At 53.2% G+C, this 14,745-nt stretch carries 11 protein-coding genes and 2 pseudogenes; 2 read left to right on the top strand and 11 right to left on the bottom strand.

The window, feature by feature from the left end; all coding sequences use genetic code 11:
- Window positions 1-933 carry an IS3 family transposase gene (locus NST69_RS07800; RefSeq protein ID WP_339310604.1) on the top strand — a complete coding sequence of 311 codons (933 nt, stop codon included), beginning with the start codon at window positions 1-3 and terminating at the stop codon, window positions 931-933.
- Between the two features lie 207 nt (window positions 934-1,140).
- On the opposite strand, the gene NST69_RS07795 is transcribed toward NST69_RS07800, so the two are convergent.
- The 7 genes and pseudogenes from NST69_RS07795 to NST69_RS07765 form a co-directional block, all read right to left on the bottom strand.
- Window positions 1,141-1,941 carry a methyltransferase domain-containing protein gene (locus NST69_RS07795; protein ID WP_339255017.1) on the bottom strand — a complete coding sequence of 267 codons (801 nt, stop codon included), beginning with the start codon at window positions 1,939-1,941 and terminating at the stop codon, window positions 1,141-1,143.
- A gap of 250 nt (window positions 1,942-2,191) precedes the next feature.
- On the bottom strand, window positions 2,192-4,018 hold the full coding sequence (locus NST69_RS07790; RefSeq protein ID WP_342548925.1) for an ATP-binding protein: 1,827 nt from the start codon (window positions 4,016-4,018) through the stop codon (window positions 2,192-2,194).
- A gap of 241 nt (window positions 4,019-4,259) precedes the next feature.
- Window positions 4,260-4,952 carry an ABC transporter permease gene (locus tag NST69_RS07785; protein WP_342548924.1) on the bottom strand — a complete coding sequence of 231 codons (693 nt, stop codon included), beginning with the start codon at window positions 4,950-4,952 and terminating at the stop codon, window positions 4,260-4,262.
- Window positions 4,945-5,860: pseudogene (locus NST69_RS07780) on the bottom strand (ABC transporter ATP-binding protein). Before NST69_RS07780 ends, NST69_RS07785 begins: the two are co-directional and overlap by 8 nt.
- A gap of 104 nt (window positions 5,861-5,964) precedes the next feature.
- Window positions 5,965-6,900, bottom strand: coding sequence for a sensor histidine kinase (locus NST69_RS07775; RefSeq protein ID WP_209872862.1), 936 nt, complete (start codon window positions 6,898-6,900; stop codon window positions 5,965-5,967).
- Complete coding sequence (locus NST69_RS07770) at window positions 6,897-7,646, bottom strand: response regulator transcription factor (protein ID WP_342548923.1); 750 nt, start codon at window positions 7,644-7,646, stop codon at window positions 6,897-6,899. The genes NST69_RS07775 and NST69_RS07770 overlap by 4 nt, the downstream gene beginning before the upstream one ends.
- Before the next feature lie 193 nt (window positions 7,647-7,839).
- Window positions 7,840-10,635 carry an S-layer homology domain-containing protein gene (locus NST69_RS07765; protein WP_342548922.1) on the bottom strand — a complete coding sequence of 932 codons (2,796 nt, stop codon included), beginning with the start codon at window positions 10,633-10,635 and terminating at the stop codon, window positions 7,840-7,842.
- Window positions 10,636-10,934: 299 nt separating this feature from the next.
- Here NST69_RS07765 and NST69_RS07760 point away from each other — a divergent pair, with 299 nt between their 5' ends.
- Entirely contained in the window at window positions 10,935-11,426 is a 492-nt protein-coding gene (locus tag NST69_RS07760; RefSeq protein WP_339255012.1) for a DinB family protein, read from the top strand.
- 80 nt (window positions 11,427-11,506) lie between these two features.
- On the opposite strand, the pseudogene NST69_RS07755 reads toward NST69_RS07760, so the two are convergent.
- The 4 genes and pseudogenes from NST69_RS07755 to NST69_RS07740 all read right to left on the bottom strand — a co-directional run.
- Window positions 11,507-11,602 (bottom strand): annotated as a pseudogene (locus NST69_RS07755) (phosphoribulokinase); the annotation flags it as partial.
- Window positions 11,599-12,726, bottom strand: a complete 1,128-nt coding sequence (locus NST69_RS07750) for a glycoside hydrolase family 88 protein (protein ID WP_036721368.1) — start codon at window positions 12,724-12,726, stop codon at window positions 11,599-11,601. The gene NST69_RS07750 and the pseudogene NST69_RS07755, both read right to left, overlap by 4 nt.
- A gap of 35 nt (window positions 12,727-12,761) precedes the next feature.
- Complete coding sequence (locus tag NST69_RS07745) at window positions 12,762-13,796, bottom strand: alpha/beta hydrolase family protein (RefSeq protein WP_339255011.1); 1,035 nt, start codon at window positions 13,794-13,796, stop codon at window positions 12,762-12,764.
- Between the two features lie 56 nt (window positions 13,797-13,852).
- Entirely contained in the window at window positions 13,853-14,743 is an 891-nt protein-coding gene (locus NST69_RS07740) for a pectinesterase family protein (RefSeq protein WP_339255010.1), read from the bottom strand.
- Window positions 14,744-14,745: the final 2 nt, after the last annotated feature.

Raw genomic sequence — 14,745 nt, 5'->3', positions numbered from 1 at the left:
ATGTTCATTAAGCAGGGGAATACCGCAGCGTTGGTACTACGTCTCGTGGGGCTAGCAGAGTCTACGTATTACGACCGTAAGAAACGCAAGAAGCAGGATGCACAGGCCGTACCCCAGGGGCGCGGAAGACCCGTACCCGGCTATTCCCTGACCGAGTCTGGAGAGAAGATTAGCGACGAGGAAATCCAGGAATGGCTGCTGGAATTAATTGCTGGAGAGGAGCACGTGTACGGGTACAAACTGCTGGCCAAGTGCTTGTGGAACCAGCACGGGCTGAGGCTCAATCACAAGAAAAGCTACCGGCTGTGTCAGGCGCTGGATATCCTGCAGCCGCAGCGTCACAAGCGTTTTAAGCACCCTCGGAAGCTGCCGGAGAACCGGGTCATTACAGGGGCGGGCCAGCTCTGGCAGATGGACATTAAGTACGGTTACGTGGCGGGCCGCGATAGGCATTTCTTTGTCCTTAGCATTATCGATGTGTTTACCCGTGTCATCGTCGGCTACCACCGCGGATCGTCGTGTGAGGCCAAGCACGCCTGCCAGACGCTGGGACGCGCCATGGAGCAACACTGCGCCCCTGACAGCGCACGCCCGGTGATCCGCACCGACAACGGCCCACAGTTCGTCAGCCATCTGTTTGGCGACATGTGTGAAAGCTGGGAAATGACCCATGAACGCATTCCGCCTCGAACGCCGGATTTAAATGCTTTTATTGAATCGTTCCACAGTAATATCGATCGGGATTTATTCCGCAAAGAAGCCTTCGACACGTTCGAAGAGGCCTATGAAGCCGTGGACCGGTACATGGACTTCTACAACAATCGCAGAATGCATACAAGCCTTCGGAACATGCCGCCAGCTACCTTTGCGGAATGGGTCTTGACCCTAGAAGACCGCTCCCGCTTCTTCTGGCCGAGAGAAAAAGCGAAATAAAGAGCATATCTACGACAAGTACCGATTTTATACGGAGGACTCCGGGATAAGGGGGTCGCACCGATGTGATCGGTTTTTCGATTACATTTGGCTCTCTTGCCTCACGATTGCACAATGTGATCGGTTTTTCGATTACATTCCGCCTACTTGCTTCAAGCTAACAGCAGGTCCCCAAATGGAGACCTGCTGTTAGCTTGCTTGATACTATTACGTTGTCCTATCAGGATATAACGGTCTTAACAGTACCTCAACAGCATCGGCAACCAGCGTGTAGAATTCGGGGAATCCCGGGTGCTCGGCACTCTTGATTTCTTCGAAGGTACGGATATATAATCCTTGCGAAGCGACAGAGGTCAGGATATCCCCCAGCGTCCAGCTCCGCACCACCACTTGTCCTAAGCCGGAACGCTCCTCTTCAGGAAGCAGCTTGGCGAACGCAACTTCACTTTCTCTAAGCGTATCGTCAAAATAATTGCCGGTGGGATGCTGTAGCGTCTTCGTGGTCAGCCATGCCCTGGCGAACGGGTGGAAGTCGGTCAGCAGAAGTCGTCCATTTACCTTCAGCCGTCTGCGGACCAAGGCAAACACCGCATTCAAATCAGTGAAATAATGCAAAATCCCAAACTCCATCAGCACCACGTCGAACGTTCCCAAGGCTTCTTCTCCGGGGATATTCATTGCGTCTGCACAGATGTAATCCAGCTTCACCCCCGCTGCTTCCGCTACCTCGCAGGCATATAAGCGGTTCTCTTCCGAAATATCCACGACGGTAACATCAGCGCCAAGCAACGAGAAGCAAATGGCCTTCCTGCCGTGAGAGCCAAGCAGATTCAGCACCTTCAAGCCTGACGGATCGCCCGTGTACTTGAGCCAATACCGCAGTGTATGTGCGGGATCCTGCTGCAGCTGCACTGCAAGCTCCTCAGGTGAACCATGGTACTGCGTCCAAGCCTGATAGGCTTTTGTCTCCCAAGCCGCCTTATTCGTACGTGACATCTGCTCTTGCATGTTACTCCCCCTTGTAAGAAGAATTTGGTAATAGCACTTTCTGATTTTACTATAATCCGGTTATAATGCAACAAGCTGAAATCCAATGGTTTGCGCTACCCATGCGTTAAAGTCGATATAACGAACAGAAATAACCCGCCCCACTGTATCTTGGGGAACGGGTTGTCTGGCTTGATAGTTGAGAATACAGGTGATTGTCCTCGATATACGAGAACACAAGTGAGCGTCAGCCCCCGGCTCCGGTTAACCCTCAGGAGAGTAACTCCGGCTCCAGCTCCACCTCTTCCTTCATAAAAGGCAGCATGAACCGGAAGATCGATCCCCGGTCCTCCTCGCTCTCCACGAAGATCGTTCCGCCCATCAGCTCCACGAGCTGCTTACAAATGGCAAGTCCCAGTCCGGTTCCGCCGTATTTGCGGTTAATGGACGGATGCAGCTGGGAGAAGGACTGGAAGAGCAGATTCAGCTTGCTGTCGGCAATGCCTACACCGGTATCACGGACCGAGAACTCCAGCAGATATTCCGGTGAGGCAGGCAGCGGGATGTTCTTGACTGACAAGGTGACACTGCCCCGATCGGTGAATTTCAGCGCGTTGCCTACCAGATTGACGATAATCTGGCGCAGCCGGCTCGGATCGGTCGTGACGATGTCCGGCACACTGGTATCTGCCCACCAGCGCAAAGAGAGCTTCTTCTCCTCCGCCTTTGGAGTGAACAGATCAATAATGCCCTCCAGCATCTCCCGCAGATCGAAGCGTTCGGATTGCAGCGGCATCTTACCCGCCTCCATCTTGCTGAAATCAAGGATGTCATTGAGAATCTGCAGCAGGCTGTAGCTGCTGCTGCGCAGAATCTCGGCGTAGCTGCGCTGCTCCTCCCCAAGCTCGGTCTCCAGCAGCAGGTCGGCCATACCGATCATTCCGTTCATCGGCGTACGGATCTCATGGCTCATCATTGCCAGGAAATCCGACTTGGCCTGTGCGGCCCGCTCTGCCGATTCCTTGGCGCGGAGAATCTCCCGCTCGTTCGTAATATCGCTGAAGGAAATAACCACACCGCAGATCATCCCTCTGTCCAGCAGCGGAGCGATCCGGTAATTCACGAAGAAGCTGGTCCCATCCTTGCGCCAGAACACTTCATCCGCCTTGCTGCGGGTAACTCCGTCTTGCAGGGTAAGCGTGATGGGACACTCCAGCAGAGAATGGAGGGGCGCGCCTCCATGCATGTAATGGATTATCTCCATCATCGGCAGCCCGGTCAGCTCTGACGGCTCGTAGCCCAGCATCTCTGCCCCTTCACGGTTAATGAATATGGTCCGGCCGAGGTTGTCCAGGCCGAAGATTCCGGCAGAGACGGAGTTCAGAATGAGGCTAAGCCGTTTGTCCTCGGCCATCTCGAACACGAATTCGGCCTGCGGCAGCTCCTCGTCATCCTTCGCGGCGGCCACTTCATCCTCATACGCAGAACACTCGTCTCCTGCCTGCACATTCCGCTCAGCACCTGCCGCAAGACTGCTGCTCATGCTCACCCAGCTATGCAGCAGACTGGACAGGGGGCGGTTCCCGGGATCATGGAGGATAGCGAATACACCGGCAATGCCTTCGTCTGTGTGAAGCGGCACATAGCGTACCGTAACCCCTGAACCGCAAGCATTTCCCGTTCCCTTGGCACTTCCAGAACTTCGAGAACTTCCAGCACTCTCAGTACTTCCAGCACCAGCACTTACCACATTTCCAACACTGGTACTTCCCGCACTTCCAGCACCATAATTTCCCCCAGGCTCAGCACCGCCGGCCCCTCTCCCCGTCTCTTCATGTCCTTCCGAGGTTTCCGCGGCCAGCTCGAAGCTCGATGTAATCCCGGCCAGGGCAGCTGCGAAATGAGCCTCACCGGGCGGATGCATCCGGCAATCGTTCAGTCTGCCTGCCTCCTCGGCACTTAACATCCGGTTACTGTCCCTGTACCTTCCCTGCCTGTCCAGCACAATGATGAAGTCCGGATGATGATCGAACAACGCCCTATAAGCACTTTCACCAGATAGCGCGTTGTCCAGAATAGAAGCCCAGTCCTTAAGCATAGCCCACCTCCTCCGCTGCTCCTTCAACCCTGCTATCGTTAGCGTCCGAAGACTGCAGAAACGCTCTGATTATGTAGAACTCTCTGAATTAGTTCCTATTATAGCAAAAAAAACGTTAGCGGTCGCCAGAAAAACATAGCACTAACCGGGCTGTACAACAACAAAAACAGTGCAAGTCCTTCAGGAGGACCGCACTGTCTGCTTCATTTCTAAGAGTGGACCGGCTTCGATTCCGGCGATGTCAGCTTATATCCTGATGCTCGATCTTGCGGATGGAGAGGTAGGCAATAGCCGCACCAGCCAGGGCAAGCGTGATCGAAATCCCGAACAGATCACCCATGCGGAAGCCGCCGAAGCTGTTGCCGGAGGATATCAGCGAGACGATCAACACGGCGGAAACAATCGTGGCCGTTACGGATTTGCGGCGCATTCCGAAGTATAACGGAATCAGCCCGATGCCTGCCGCGTATAGCGCATCCGTCCCCGCGCTGAGCAGATGAGTAGTAATCAGCTCCCGGGTCAATGTCTCCTGAATAACATTCGGGAACACATACAAGCTTCCTGCTAGAAGGCTGCTGATGGCAATATCCGACAGCAAAATGCCGAAGAAGGTAAACAAAAAGACAATGATCAGCTTGGCGGCCATGAGCATTTTGCGCGGTACCGGGTACGTGAACAACACAGTAATCGTATTGTTTTTGTATTCGTCGATGACCAGCTTGCTAAGCAACACAGAGGCGAAGACGATATAAGTCGCTTTTACAAATATGAATACTCCTTGAAAAATCTCGCCATAAGTATCGAATTCCCCATCATCCATCCCTGTAAAAATCAGCAAGATCATAGCAGTAAGAATGGCCAGATCCGCAATCAGCACGCCCTTAAGAAAAGTGAATTTACTCTTGCGCAGCTCCAGCCGGATTAACTTAAACATGGTTGACGCCCCCCATCAGTTCCACAAAATGATCCTCCAGCGAATGATGCTTCTTGCTCATACTCTCCAGCTCCACCTCTGCTGCGGACAGGGCCCGGCTCAGCTCTAGCTGCGGGATGTCTTCATAGACACGAATGGTCCGCGGGTCAAGCACCTTGTAATTGCGGAGACCCAGCTTCCCCTCCAGGACGAAGACAGCCTTCGTGCACTCGCTGGTCACCAGCTCGATATACTGGGTTTGCTGGCTCCGGATCGTATCCATTGCCACCTGCTCCACCAGCACTCCTTCACGGATTACGCCGATCGTGTCGGCAATCTGTTCGATTTCACCCAGAATGTGGCTGGAGATCAGCAGGGTCATGCCATAATCACGGCTCAGCATACGGAACACCTCGCGCAGCTCCTTGATTCCAAGCGGGTCCAGCCCGTTAATCGGTTCGTCAAGAATCAGCAGCTCCGGCTTGGTCATGACCGCTCTGGCAATGCCCAGCCGCTGCTTCATCCCCAGGGAGAAATTCTTCACCGGTTTGCTGTCCACGGCTCTCAGCTTCACTAATTCGAGCGCTTCCTCTATCGCATTGGCATCATAAAAGCCCATATACTCCCCATGCAGCGCCAGATTCTCGCGGGCACTCAGCTTGTCGTAGAACACCGGGTATTCAATAATGCTGCCCATGCGCTTAAGCATGTCGTAAGAGCGGTGGGTCATTTTCCCCGGCAAATTCAATCTCGCCCGCCGTCGGCTTCACCAGATTCGTGATCATTTTCATCACCGTTGTTTTGCCGGCGCCGTTCGGTCCCAGGAACCCGTAAATTTCACCCTGCTTAATCTCCATATTCACACTGCTAACAATTTCCTTATCCTCATAGACCTTGGTCAGATCCCATGTCCGGAGTATCGTTGTCATTTTCCGTTATCCCCTTTAGCATCGTCTTGTTCTTCCTGGTATTTATTCTACAGGGCGGAATTTGCTTTTTTCTTACTGAAATCTTACTTAATTCTTAAGAAGCTTCAGAAGGACTGTCTGGGAAAAGAGAGCGTAAATGCCGTACGCACATTCGGCTGGCTGCTCAGGGAAATAGTCCCGTTCATCTGCTCGGTCAGCCGCTTCGTAATCGTCAGTCCCAGGCCGCTGCCCTGATAGTCGCGGTTACGCGAATCCTCCAGGGTGTACAGCCGCTCGAACACCTTATCCTCGTGGCCTTCGGCGATGCCCTTGCCCCGGTCCCACACTTCTATGCAGACCCGTCCGGCGTCAGGGTACAGCTTCAGCCCCAACACTCCCCCTGCATTACCGTAGGTAATCGCGTTGGAGAGCAGATTCGTCAGAATCCGGTCCAGTGCCTCATCGTTGCCCATGATATGAAGCGGCTCTTCCGGGATCTCGATCTGCACTTCCGTGCCGCTCTCACTAAGCAGATCATAGAAGGAGAGAATATTCCGGCGGCAGACCTCGCCCAGCTCTACCCGCGAGAGCGGGATATCCCGGTCCCCCGACTCCAGCTTCGCCAGATCAAAGAACCGGTTCATCAGCACAATGACCTCACCTGCCTTGGTATGAATCGTCCGCAGCATCCGTTCCTGCTCTTCCTTGGATATCGCCTCATCATGCAGCAGCGTCTCAATATAGCCCAGCACCACCGTCAGGGGCGTCTTCAGATCATGCGACACATTCGCCAGCATTCCGCGCATGGATTGCTCCAGCTTACTCCGCTTAGCCGCTCCCTGATGGTTAACATCCAGCAGCCGGTTCAGGTCGGTCAGCAGCTGCTGCACCTGCGGACTGCTGCTCATCAGCAGCAGCCGCTCATGCGATCCGCCTTCTATAATGCTCTCCAGCTTATAGTGAATGTAGTCCAACTGGCGGGCATGCTGCCGTGATTTCAAGAACTGTAACGTAGTGACCACAAGCAACAGTACAAGCAGAACCAGCAACAGAATGATCACAGCAGCACATCCCCCAGCTTGTAGCCGATCCCCCACAGCGTTTTGATATACTCCGGATGGGAGGGATCATCCTCGATTTTCTCGCGCAATCTGCGCATATGTACATTAATTACGTTCTCATCGCCATAATAATCCTCTTCCCAGACTTGGCTGTAGATCTGCGCCTTGGTGAATACCCGGCCCGGACTGCTCACGAACAGCTTCAGGATGTGGAACTCCTTGGCGGTCAACTTCAGCTCCTGCCCGTTCTTCCGCACCGAGAAATTATCCAGGTCCACGCTCAGCCCGCGCAGCTCGATACCCTTTGACTTCTCCGGCTGCGTCTCTTCGCTACCCTGCGCTCCGCTCCCGGCTGCGGCCCCGCTTCCCGCCGCAGCATATCCGGCCCGGCGGATCGCCGCCTTCACCCGGGCTGCCAGTTCAATCATCGAGAACGGCTTGGTAATATAATCATCCGCGCCGAAGCCCAGCCCCAGCGCCTTGTCCACATCGCTGTCCTTTGCCGACATAATCAGCACCGGCACAAGGCTGCCGCTGCGGATCATCTGCAGCACATCCGTGCCGCTGCGCTTCGGCAGCATCAGATCCAGCAGCACCAGATCGTAAATAAGCCCGCCCAGGAACTTGCTCACCGCCATGTCTCCGTCATATGCGATCTCCACCTCATAGCCCTCTTTGGTCAAATAAGAATGAACCATTTCGCTGATCGCTTCATCATCTTCGATCAGCAGCACCCTCTGTTGCATAATGAACCTCCCGTACTCCTATTTGTTAAAGTATATCAATGCTGCAGACGCGATTCTACTAAAAAGAGCTAACCATACATACGGTTGTGTACTGAATGACTATTGAATAAGGTTTACATGCAACAGAGCAGCGGCTCTCCGGCAATGGGAGAAGCGCTGCTCTGTTTTCCTGATCATCTGCTGTATTCGGTTATTATTCCTTAGCCAAAATAATATCGAGGGGATCAACAAGCAAGCCCTCTTCAACTTTAAATTTACGATTTATATCGATTCTCTTTTGATGCTCAGCATCCCAATAGAATAATACATCGTATTCCCCATCCGGCAGATAAAAATCAAAATTGCCATTGGTAACTGTTGCTGCATAGGAAAGCGGAGAATCCGTACCGGCCTCAGTAATCATTAGCACTCCATTAGCATGTGGAGTTCCATCCTCATTATAGATCTTGCCTGATATTGCTAAAGGTACCTTGATATCAATCGGTCCAGCGGCAGGTTCACCATTGACAATTGTTATCTGTGTGCGTAAGGCTATACTTTCTGAATTCTTAATGTTCAGCAGCTGTATGTTATAGTCGCCATCCGGTAAATAAAGATCAAACTTACCTGCAACCACAGGGACCCTGTAAATTCCGTAATTCTGAGCATTCATTTCTCTAATTTCCAGCCATCCGTCGTCAATCGGGGAGCCATCCACAAAGCTAATGTTTCCTTCAATTTTTGGAGGCAATTTTATATCCAGATTGCTCTTGCCGTCAATGACCTCAAATAAATAATTAATTCTTAATTGATTGTTGGTTTCGCCATAGATTAACATTTCTACGTTATAATGACCGTCCGGTAGATTAAAGTTGAACCTGCCTGCTTGGATTTCGGCACTATACCAGCCAAGCGGTCCGCTGTCTAAGCGCTGTACAATAATTTCCCCATTCTCAAATGCGGTCCCGTCCGAATACTGGATCGTACCGGCCTGCTGCTCAGGAATGAGAATATGCACTTCTCTATCTGCCTTGCCATTCATAATGTAAAACATATAGTAGAGTGAAATGATCTCTTGTGTAGTTGTGGAACGCAGCGAGTAAATCTTGTACGGCCCATCCGGCAAATCTATTGAGAATTCCCCGTTCGTCAGTGCAGCGGTGTAAATCATATGATCGCTATCCCGTTCTAGGTACAAGATGCCTGTATCAACAGCCTTCCCGTCTGCACGCTCAATGAAACCTTTTACAACCCCATGATTTACAATGGGCGGTGTGGGTGCCACCGTTGACCCAGGTGTTACTATGGGTGTTACTACCGGCCACGAGGATGGGGATGGCGACGGTGAATTCACCGCTGTGGGTGCTACTGTAGCTGTTGGTATTGGTGTTGCTATTGGTGTCGGCGTTGCCGTTGGTGCTGGCGTTGCTATTGGTGTCGGCGTTGCCGTTGGTGCTGGCGTTGCTATTGGTGTCGGCGTTGCCGTTGGTGCTGGCGTTGCTATTGGTGTCGGCGTTGCCGTTGGTGCTGGCGTTGCTATTGGTGTCGGCGTCACTGCTGGCGCCGGTGTCTCTACCGTACTGCCACCTCCATCGCCTCCACCAGCTCCTCCCCCTCCGCCGCCAACTAGTACAGCCGCTGTTGGGGCCGCCGAAGACGCAGCAACCGTTAGATCAGAACCGGCTATATTTACTTTCACATCTGCCGGAACATCTGTGCCGATCGTAAGTTTACCTGGAGCATTCTCCATCGTAATGCCCGAAGCGTTGACAACCGCATTCCCGATGTTGCCTTTACCTGATATTTGTATACCGGCGTTCATTGTCATGGACTTGATATTGCTGCTATTGGACAATTTATTACTGCCCGCTGTTTTATCAAGATTGACTGCCTCCACAGTGCCCCCGCTGAGTTCGATGTTAAGGCGTGAGGCAAGAATATTTACAGCCTTGAAGCTACCGGTCAACAGAATGCGGGCATCCGCTGGAATTTCAGGAGATAACGTGAGAGTGCTGATCTCAGCTCCGGTGAGGGATTCAACGGCAGCAGCGGACTGAATCTGAAGGTTATGGATTTGGGTCTTTCCTTCAGCGACCACTCTTACACTGCCATCTTCCTTGTTAACACGTACAGAACCCAGTGTGGAATCGGCAAGATGAATACTGTTCACCCCGCCGCCTTCAATTGCGGTATTGCCTTTTACTGTTACATTCTGGAGCCGCACATCGCCTTCAGCTATGCCTTCTCCCAGCAGCAGATCTCCAGTGATATTCATATTACGGAGTGTGATACCCGGCACGCTGACCACTACATCACTATCTACTTCCGACATTCCTGACAACGGACCATATATACCTGGTGTTTCATAGATGATTACATATTCATCGGAATCTGCATTTAGCACCGATAGAGCCCTATCCAAAATGACTACGGTCTCTGCCCGGGTTGTATAAGCGAGAGGCCGAAAGTTCCCATCACCGGAACCCTTCATGATACCTTGTTCACTGACAGCCCCGATCGCACCTTTGCTCCAAGCTGCACTCTTAGTAATATCCTTGAACTCAGGAGCCGCAGCCGGTGCTGTCAGCTTGAGCAGCTTGCTGATGATCACAGCCAGCTCTTGCCGGTTGATCTTCTGATCAGGCTTAAAGGTCCCATCCTCGTAGCCTTGTATGTAACCTGCAGCATTAGCCTGCAAAATACTTGAATAATACCATTTACTGCTGGAGATATCGTTAAAATTAGCTTTTTTCGTTTCAGTGAATCCAAAAGCCCTATTAATCAAAACCGTTAATTCCGCCCGGGTGACCGGGTTATCCGGCTTGAATTCCCCATCCGGGTAGCCGGAGATCAGACCTTGATCCATCCATTTACTGATTTGATTCTTGGCCCAGTTTCCTGCCAGATCCGGCGCAATACCCGCAAAAGCTGCGCCTGCCGGCAATATCGCAAGACATATGGCTAGTGCTCCAGCGACTACTTTTTTGCTTACACTTCTTTTGATAAACAAACTGATTCCCCCGACTATGTAGTTATAAAAGCATACAAATTATAAATTTCCTTGCTCTAACTGATCCTTAAGCCCTATGAATCCGTTAAAATTATAGCATGATTCCGGTAAAAGATTGGTATATTTCCGGATTTTATTTTCTAACCGGGAAAGTGAAAATACCGCCTAATGACTGCCCGGTTCTAGTCATATCATCCAGTCTATGAATTCTGCGAACCTGACAGGCTGTCGTCCAGTTCCTCCTATTATAATGAATGATATAATCTCTTATTCAATCTGACAGACAAGGTGGTATGATCATGGCAGCCAAAACCAACAAGCAGCTCATTCTTGAATTCGAATCCTTCATCCCCTATATTCAATCGCTGGACAGCATGGAAGATGCAGACTGGGAGGCTCCGCTGGAGGCCGGAAAATGGTCCCTGCAGGATGTCCTTTGCCACATCATGCTGTGGGACAAATACTTTTATGAGGAGGCCCTGGTCAAAATCCAAGAAGGCCTGCCGCTGACAGCCGAACATCTGGACTTCAATGCATTCAATGCCAATGCGGTTCTATACGCCAGGACAGTAACCCGGCAGGAAGCCATCCGCCAATTCGTCCTGTACCGGACCAAGATTACCGGACTTGCGGCCTCCTTCAGCGATGCGGCGCTAGAACAGAATCATCCCGATGGTGACGGCAAGAAATTCAGTATCCGCAAGTATCTGAGAGATTTCATCTCCCACGACAAGCATCATAAGAAGCAGATAGAGAAATATGCAGCATCAGTTGCGGTCCCTAAATCATAAAACTGCGGCCCCGTCTGTCCACTGAAATCTGGATAGATGGAGCCGCAGCTTTTGATCATTCTTTTGGATATAAACGATGCTTAATCTTGATTCCTAATCACAATATCGAACCTCTCATGAACCGGATGCATGAATAACTCATATTGAATTCTGCGCTGTTCGTGGGACTTCATTATTGCCCGGCAACATACCTCTCCACTTCAAGAGAAGCCAGCAGCAGCGGCGCAACACCCATAGGTACATCAGATACAACTTCTTCGGAAATGTAGTAATCGTAGGAGCCGTTGCGGTCTTTGCTGAGCCCTGCCCCGTGACAGATCTGGTGTAGATGAACGCCTTGTTCATCTTCGGTCACCAGATGCTTAAGGATTCCCTCGTAGCCGCTTAACATCGCTGCCTTGAAGGAAGGCTCCAGATAGCGCAGCCGCAGGGCTTTGGCCATCGCATAGACGAACATGCATGAGCCTGTCGCTTCGAGGTAGTTGCCCTTGCGTCCCGCCTGATCCAGCACCTGATACCAGAGGCCGCTCTCCTTATCCTGCACCTCAACCAGCGCACCGCACATCCGCTGAAAAATCCCCATCACCGTTCCCCGCTGCGGATGGGTCAACGGGAAGTGCTCCAGGCAGTCCACGGCGGCCATCGCATACCAGCCCATCGCCCGGCTCCAGAAATGGGCCGACAATCCGGTGGAGGAATCCGCCCACTCCTGCTCCCGGGATTCATCCCAGCCGTGATAGAACAGGCCGGTACGGGGATCACGGGTTCGGCGCTCAATCAGCAGCAGCTGACGGGCAGCTTCATCGATCAGCTCCGGGCGCCCGAAGACTGCCCCGTATTCGGCCAGGAACGGCGAAGCCATGTATAATCCGTCCAGCCACATCTGGAAGGGATATATTTTCTTATGCCAGAAGCCGCCTTCGGAGGTCCGGGGCTGTCCGATGAGCTGCGCTGCCAACAGATGAGCGGCTTCCGCGTAGCGCTGTTCACCCGTCTGACGGTACAGCCAGAACAGATTCTTGCCCTGATTGATCTGATCCAGGTTATATTCCTCCAGCGAATAGGAGCGGATGCTTCCGTCCTCCCCGATGAAGCTGTCCATATGCCGCTGCATGAACGAGAGGTACTCAGGCTCGTTATGCTGCATCCCGGCCCGGGCCACTGACATCAGCAGCATGCCGGGGACATACGCCCAGCGCTCCATTACATACTCGTGCTCCCCTTGTTCATTGCATTGTCCGATGAAGGTATCCGCGATTCTGCGGGATAAGCCTGTGCTTACTGCTTCTGATATAGACATCTCTATTCCTCCTGTCATTTGCGCTACCTGTTACCCTACTCCTGCGGACCGGCAAGCTGCTTAAGCAGCCAGGCATACGCCGGTTCCCCATGAATCTCATGACCCCCTGTGAAAAAATCCGCCGCAAGTCGCCCTCCACGGCCCTCTGCCGCATAAATCAGCTCCAGCCGGTCCAAGGCTTGCCTCGCGGCGGCGGGACCAAACAGATGGTCCGCATCCCCCGCCTCCAGGAACAGCCCGCGCGGTGCAATCAGGCCCAGCAGATCCGGCATCTCCGCTTCCAGCAGAATGCCCGGAATGTAATTGTCCAGACAATGATTCCGCGTGAGAATGCTGTCTTGGAACGTATTGGCGTAGCCGCTGACCACCGCACTGCTGATCCGTTCATCCAGTGCAGCCGTGAAGCCTGCCACCAGCCCGCCGCCGGAGATGCCCATAATGCCGATCCGCTCACCCTCCACCTCGTCCCGCTGCTGCAGATAATCCAGCGCCCGCATCGTCTCATAGATGCGGAAGCCTGCCATCGTCTGCCCTGTCATCAGCAGCGCCGCGGACAGGCGGAAGCAGGAATTACGTCCGGGCTCGCCGCTGGCAAGATCCTCAGCCAGACGCCTGTCTCCGAAACCAAGTACCTCGGGAGCCGCAACGACGAAGCCTTGCTTCACCAGGGAGACGGCAAAATCCTTATGCAGTCCCGGGTCCCCCGTCCGCTCCGACCCGTCCGGGTTCAAGCCGGTAATCTCGCGGCTGCCGTAGCCATGCCCGTGAATAGCCAGCACAGCCGGGCAGGGAGAGCCTGCCGGCTCTTCCGGGATCAGGAGATACAGGGCCATTCTAAGTCCTTCATAGGTAGTGATCTCTATACGTTCACGGATATATCCGCTGCAGACTGTACGCTCCAGCTGTACCGGTTCAAGTGCCGCCCTCTGAGAAGGGAATCCGCCCAGCCGCTCTATGAACCTCGCGGTAAGGGATGCCCTCCATTGTCCGAATGGAAGGTCTGCGCTGAAGGCAGAGCTGCGCGGTGCAGACGCCGTCAGTTGATTGATATATTGTTCAAGTGATTCCATCAGGGAAATCCTCCAATCCTGAATGCCTGGGTCCGGGTGTACCACGGTCCAAGTGATTAATATCCCTCGGGATGCCAGCCGTCCAGCACAGACAGGATCCGGTACTGTGCGGCTTCCTGCGCAGTTAACTGGCGAGACCACGCCACCCGGCCTTCGGGGCAAGCGCCCGGGCCGCTGCTGCCGTACTCTTCATAGCGGCTGGACTGCTCCCGGTCCGGCTGCCCCCAGTTATGCCAGCCTTCTCCGGTCACCGATCCGTCCATCACCGTGCGGATGAAGGCGACATGCGCGTAAGGGCGCCAAGGGCGTCCGAGATAGCACTCACTTACCCCTTCGCCGCCGGTAATCCGGCAATCCAGGAACACATAACCGAAGGCGGCTCCCTCCGGCGTTGAAGCCGCTGTGATATACCCTCTGGAGCGCTTGTTATGGAGATGGCAGCGGTCAAACAACGCGGTGGCCGGGCCAAAAATATAATCCACATCCCCCTCAATGTAGCAATCATCATAATATTGCCGCCCCGGCCCGGTATATAGGGTATCCTGATCCCCTAGCAGACGCACACGCCGGAACACAGCCTGCCCGGCATCCACGAACGCCGCGACCGCCTGTCCTGTTCCCGGGCCGGAAGTGTTGCGGATGGTCAGATTCTCGGCAGTGAAGCCTTCTGCGAACACGTTCAGCGTCCCGGTGCGGAAGGTACGCAGCGGTTCACCGTCTGTACCGAGCGTATGGGCATTATCATTCCACGAGATAATCGTGGAATGCTGATCCTCTCCCAGCAGCAGGATGGGCGGGGCTTCGCGGACAACCGTAACCTTTTCCTCATAGATCCCGGGCTTAATCCGTATGGTTACGGCTTGCATCTCCCCCGGCGGAATGGAATCCAGCGCCTCCTGCAGACTGCTGAATCCTTCTCCGGCATTCTTCGAGACTATCATTAACATTG

The sequence above is a fragment of the Paenibacillus sp. FSL P2-0089 genome, from assembly GCF_038595095.1.
GTDB classification, from domain to species: domain Bacteria; phylum Bacillota; class Bacilli; order Paenibacillales; family Paenibacillaceae; genus Paenibacillus_AQ; species Paenibacillus_AQ silagei.
The sequence above is the reverse complement of the archived record's forward strand: the minus strand, read 5'-3'. Positions and strand labels throughout refer to the sequence as shown.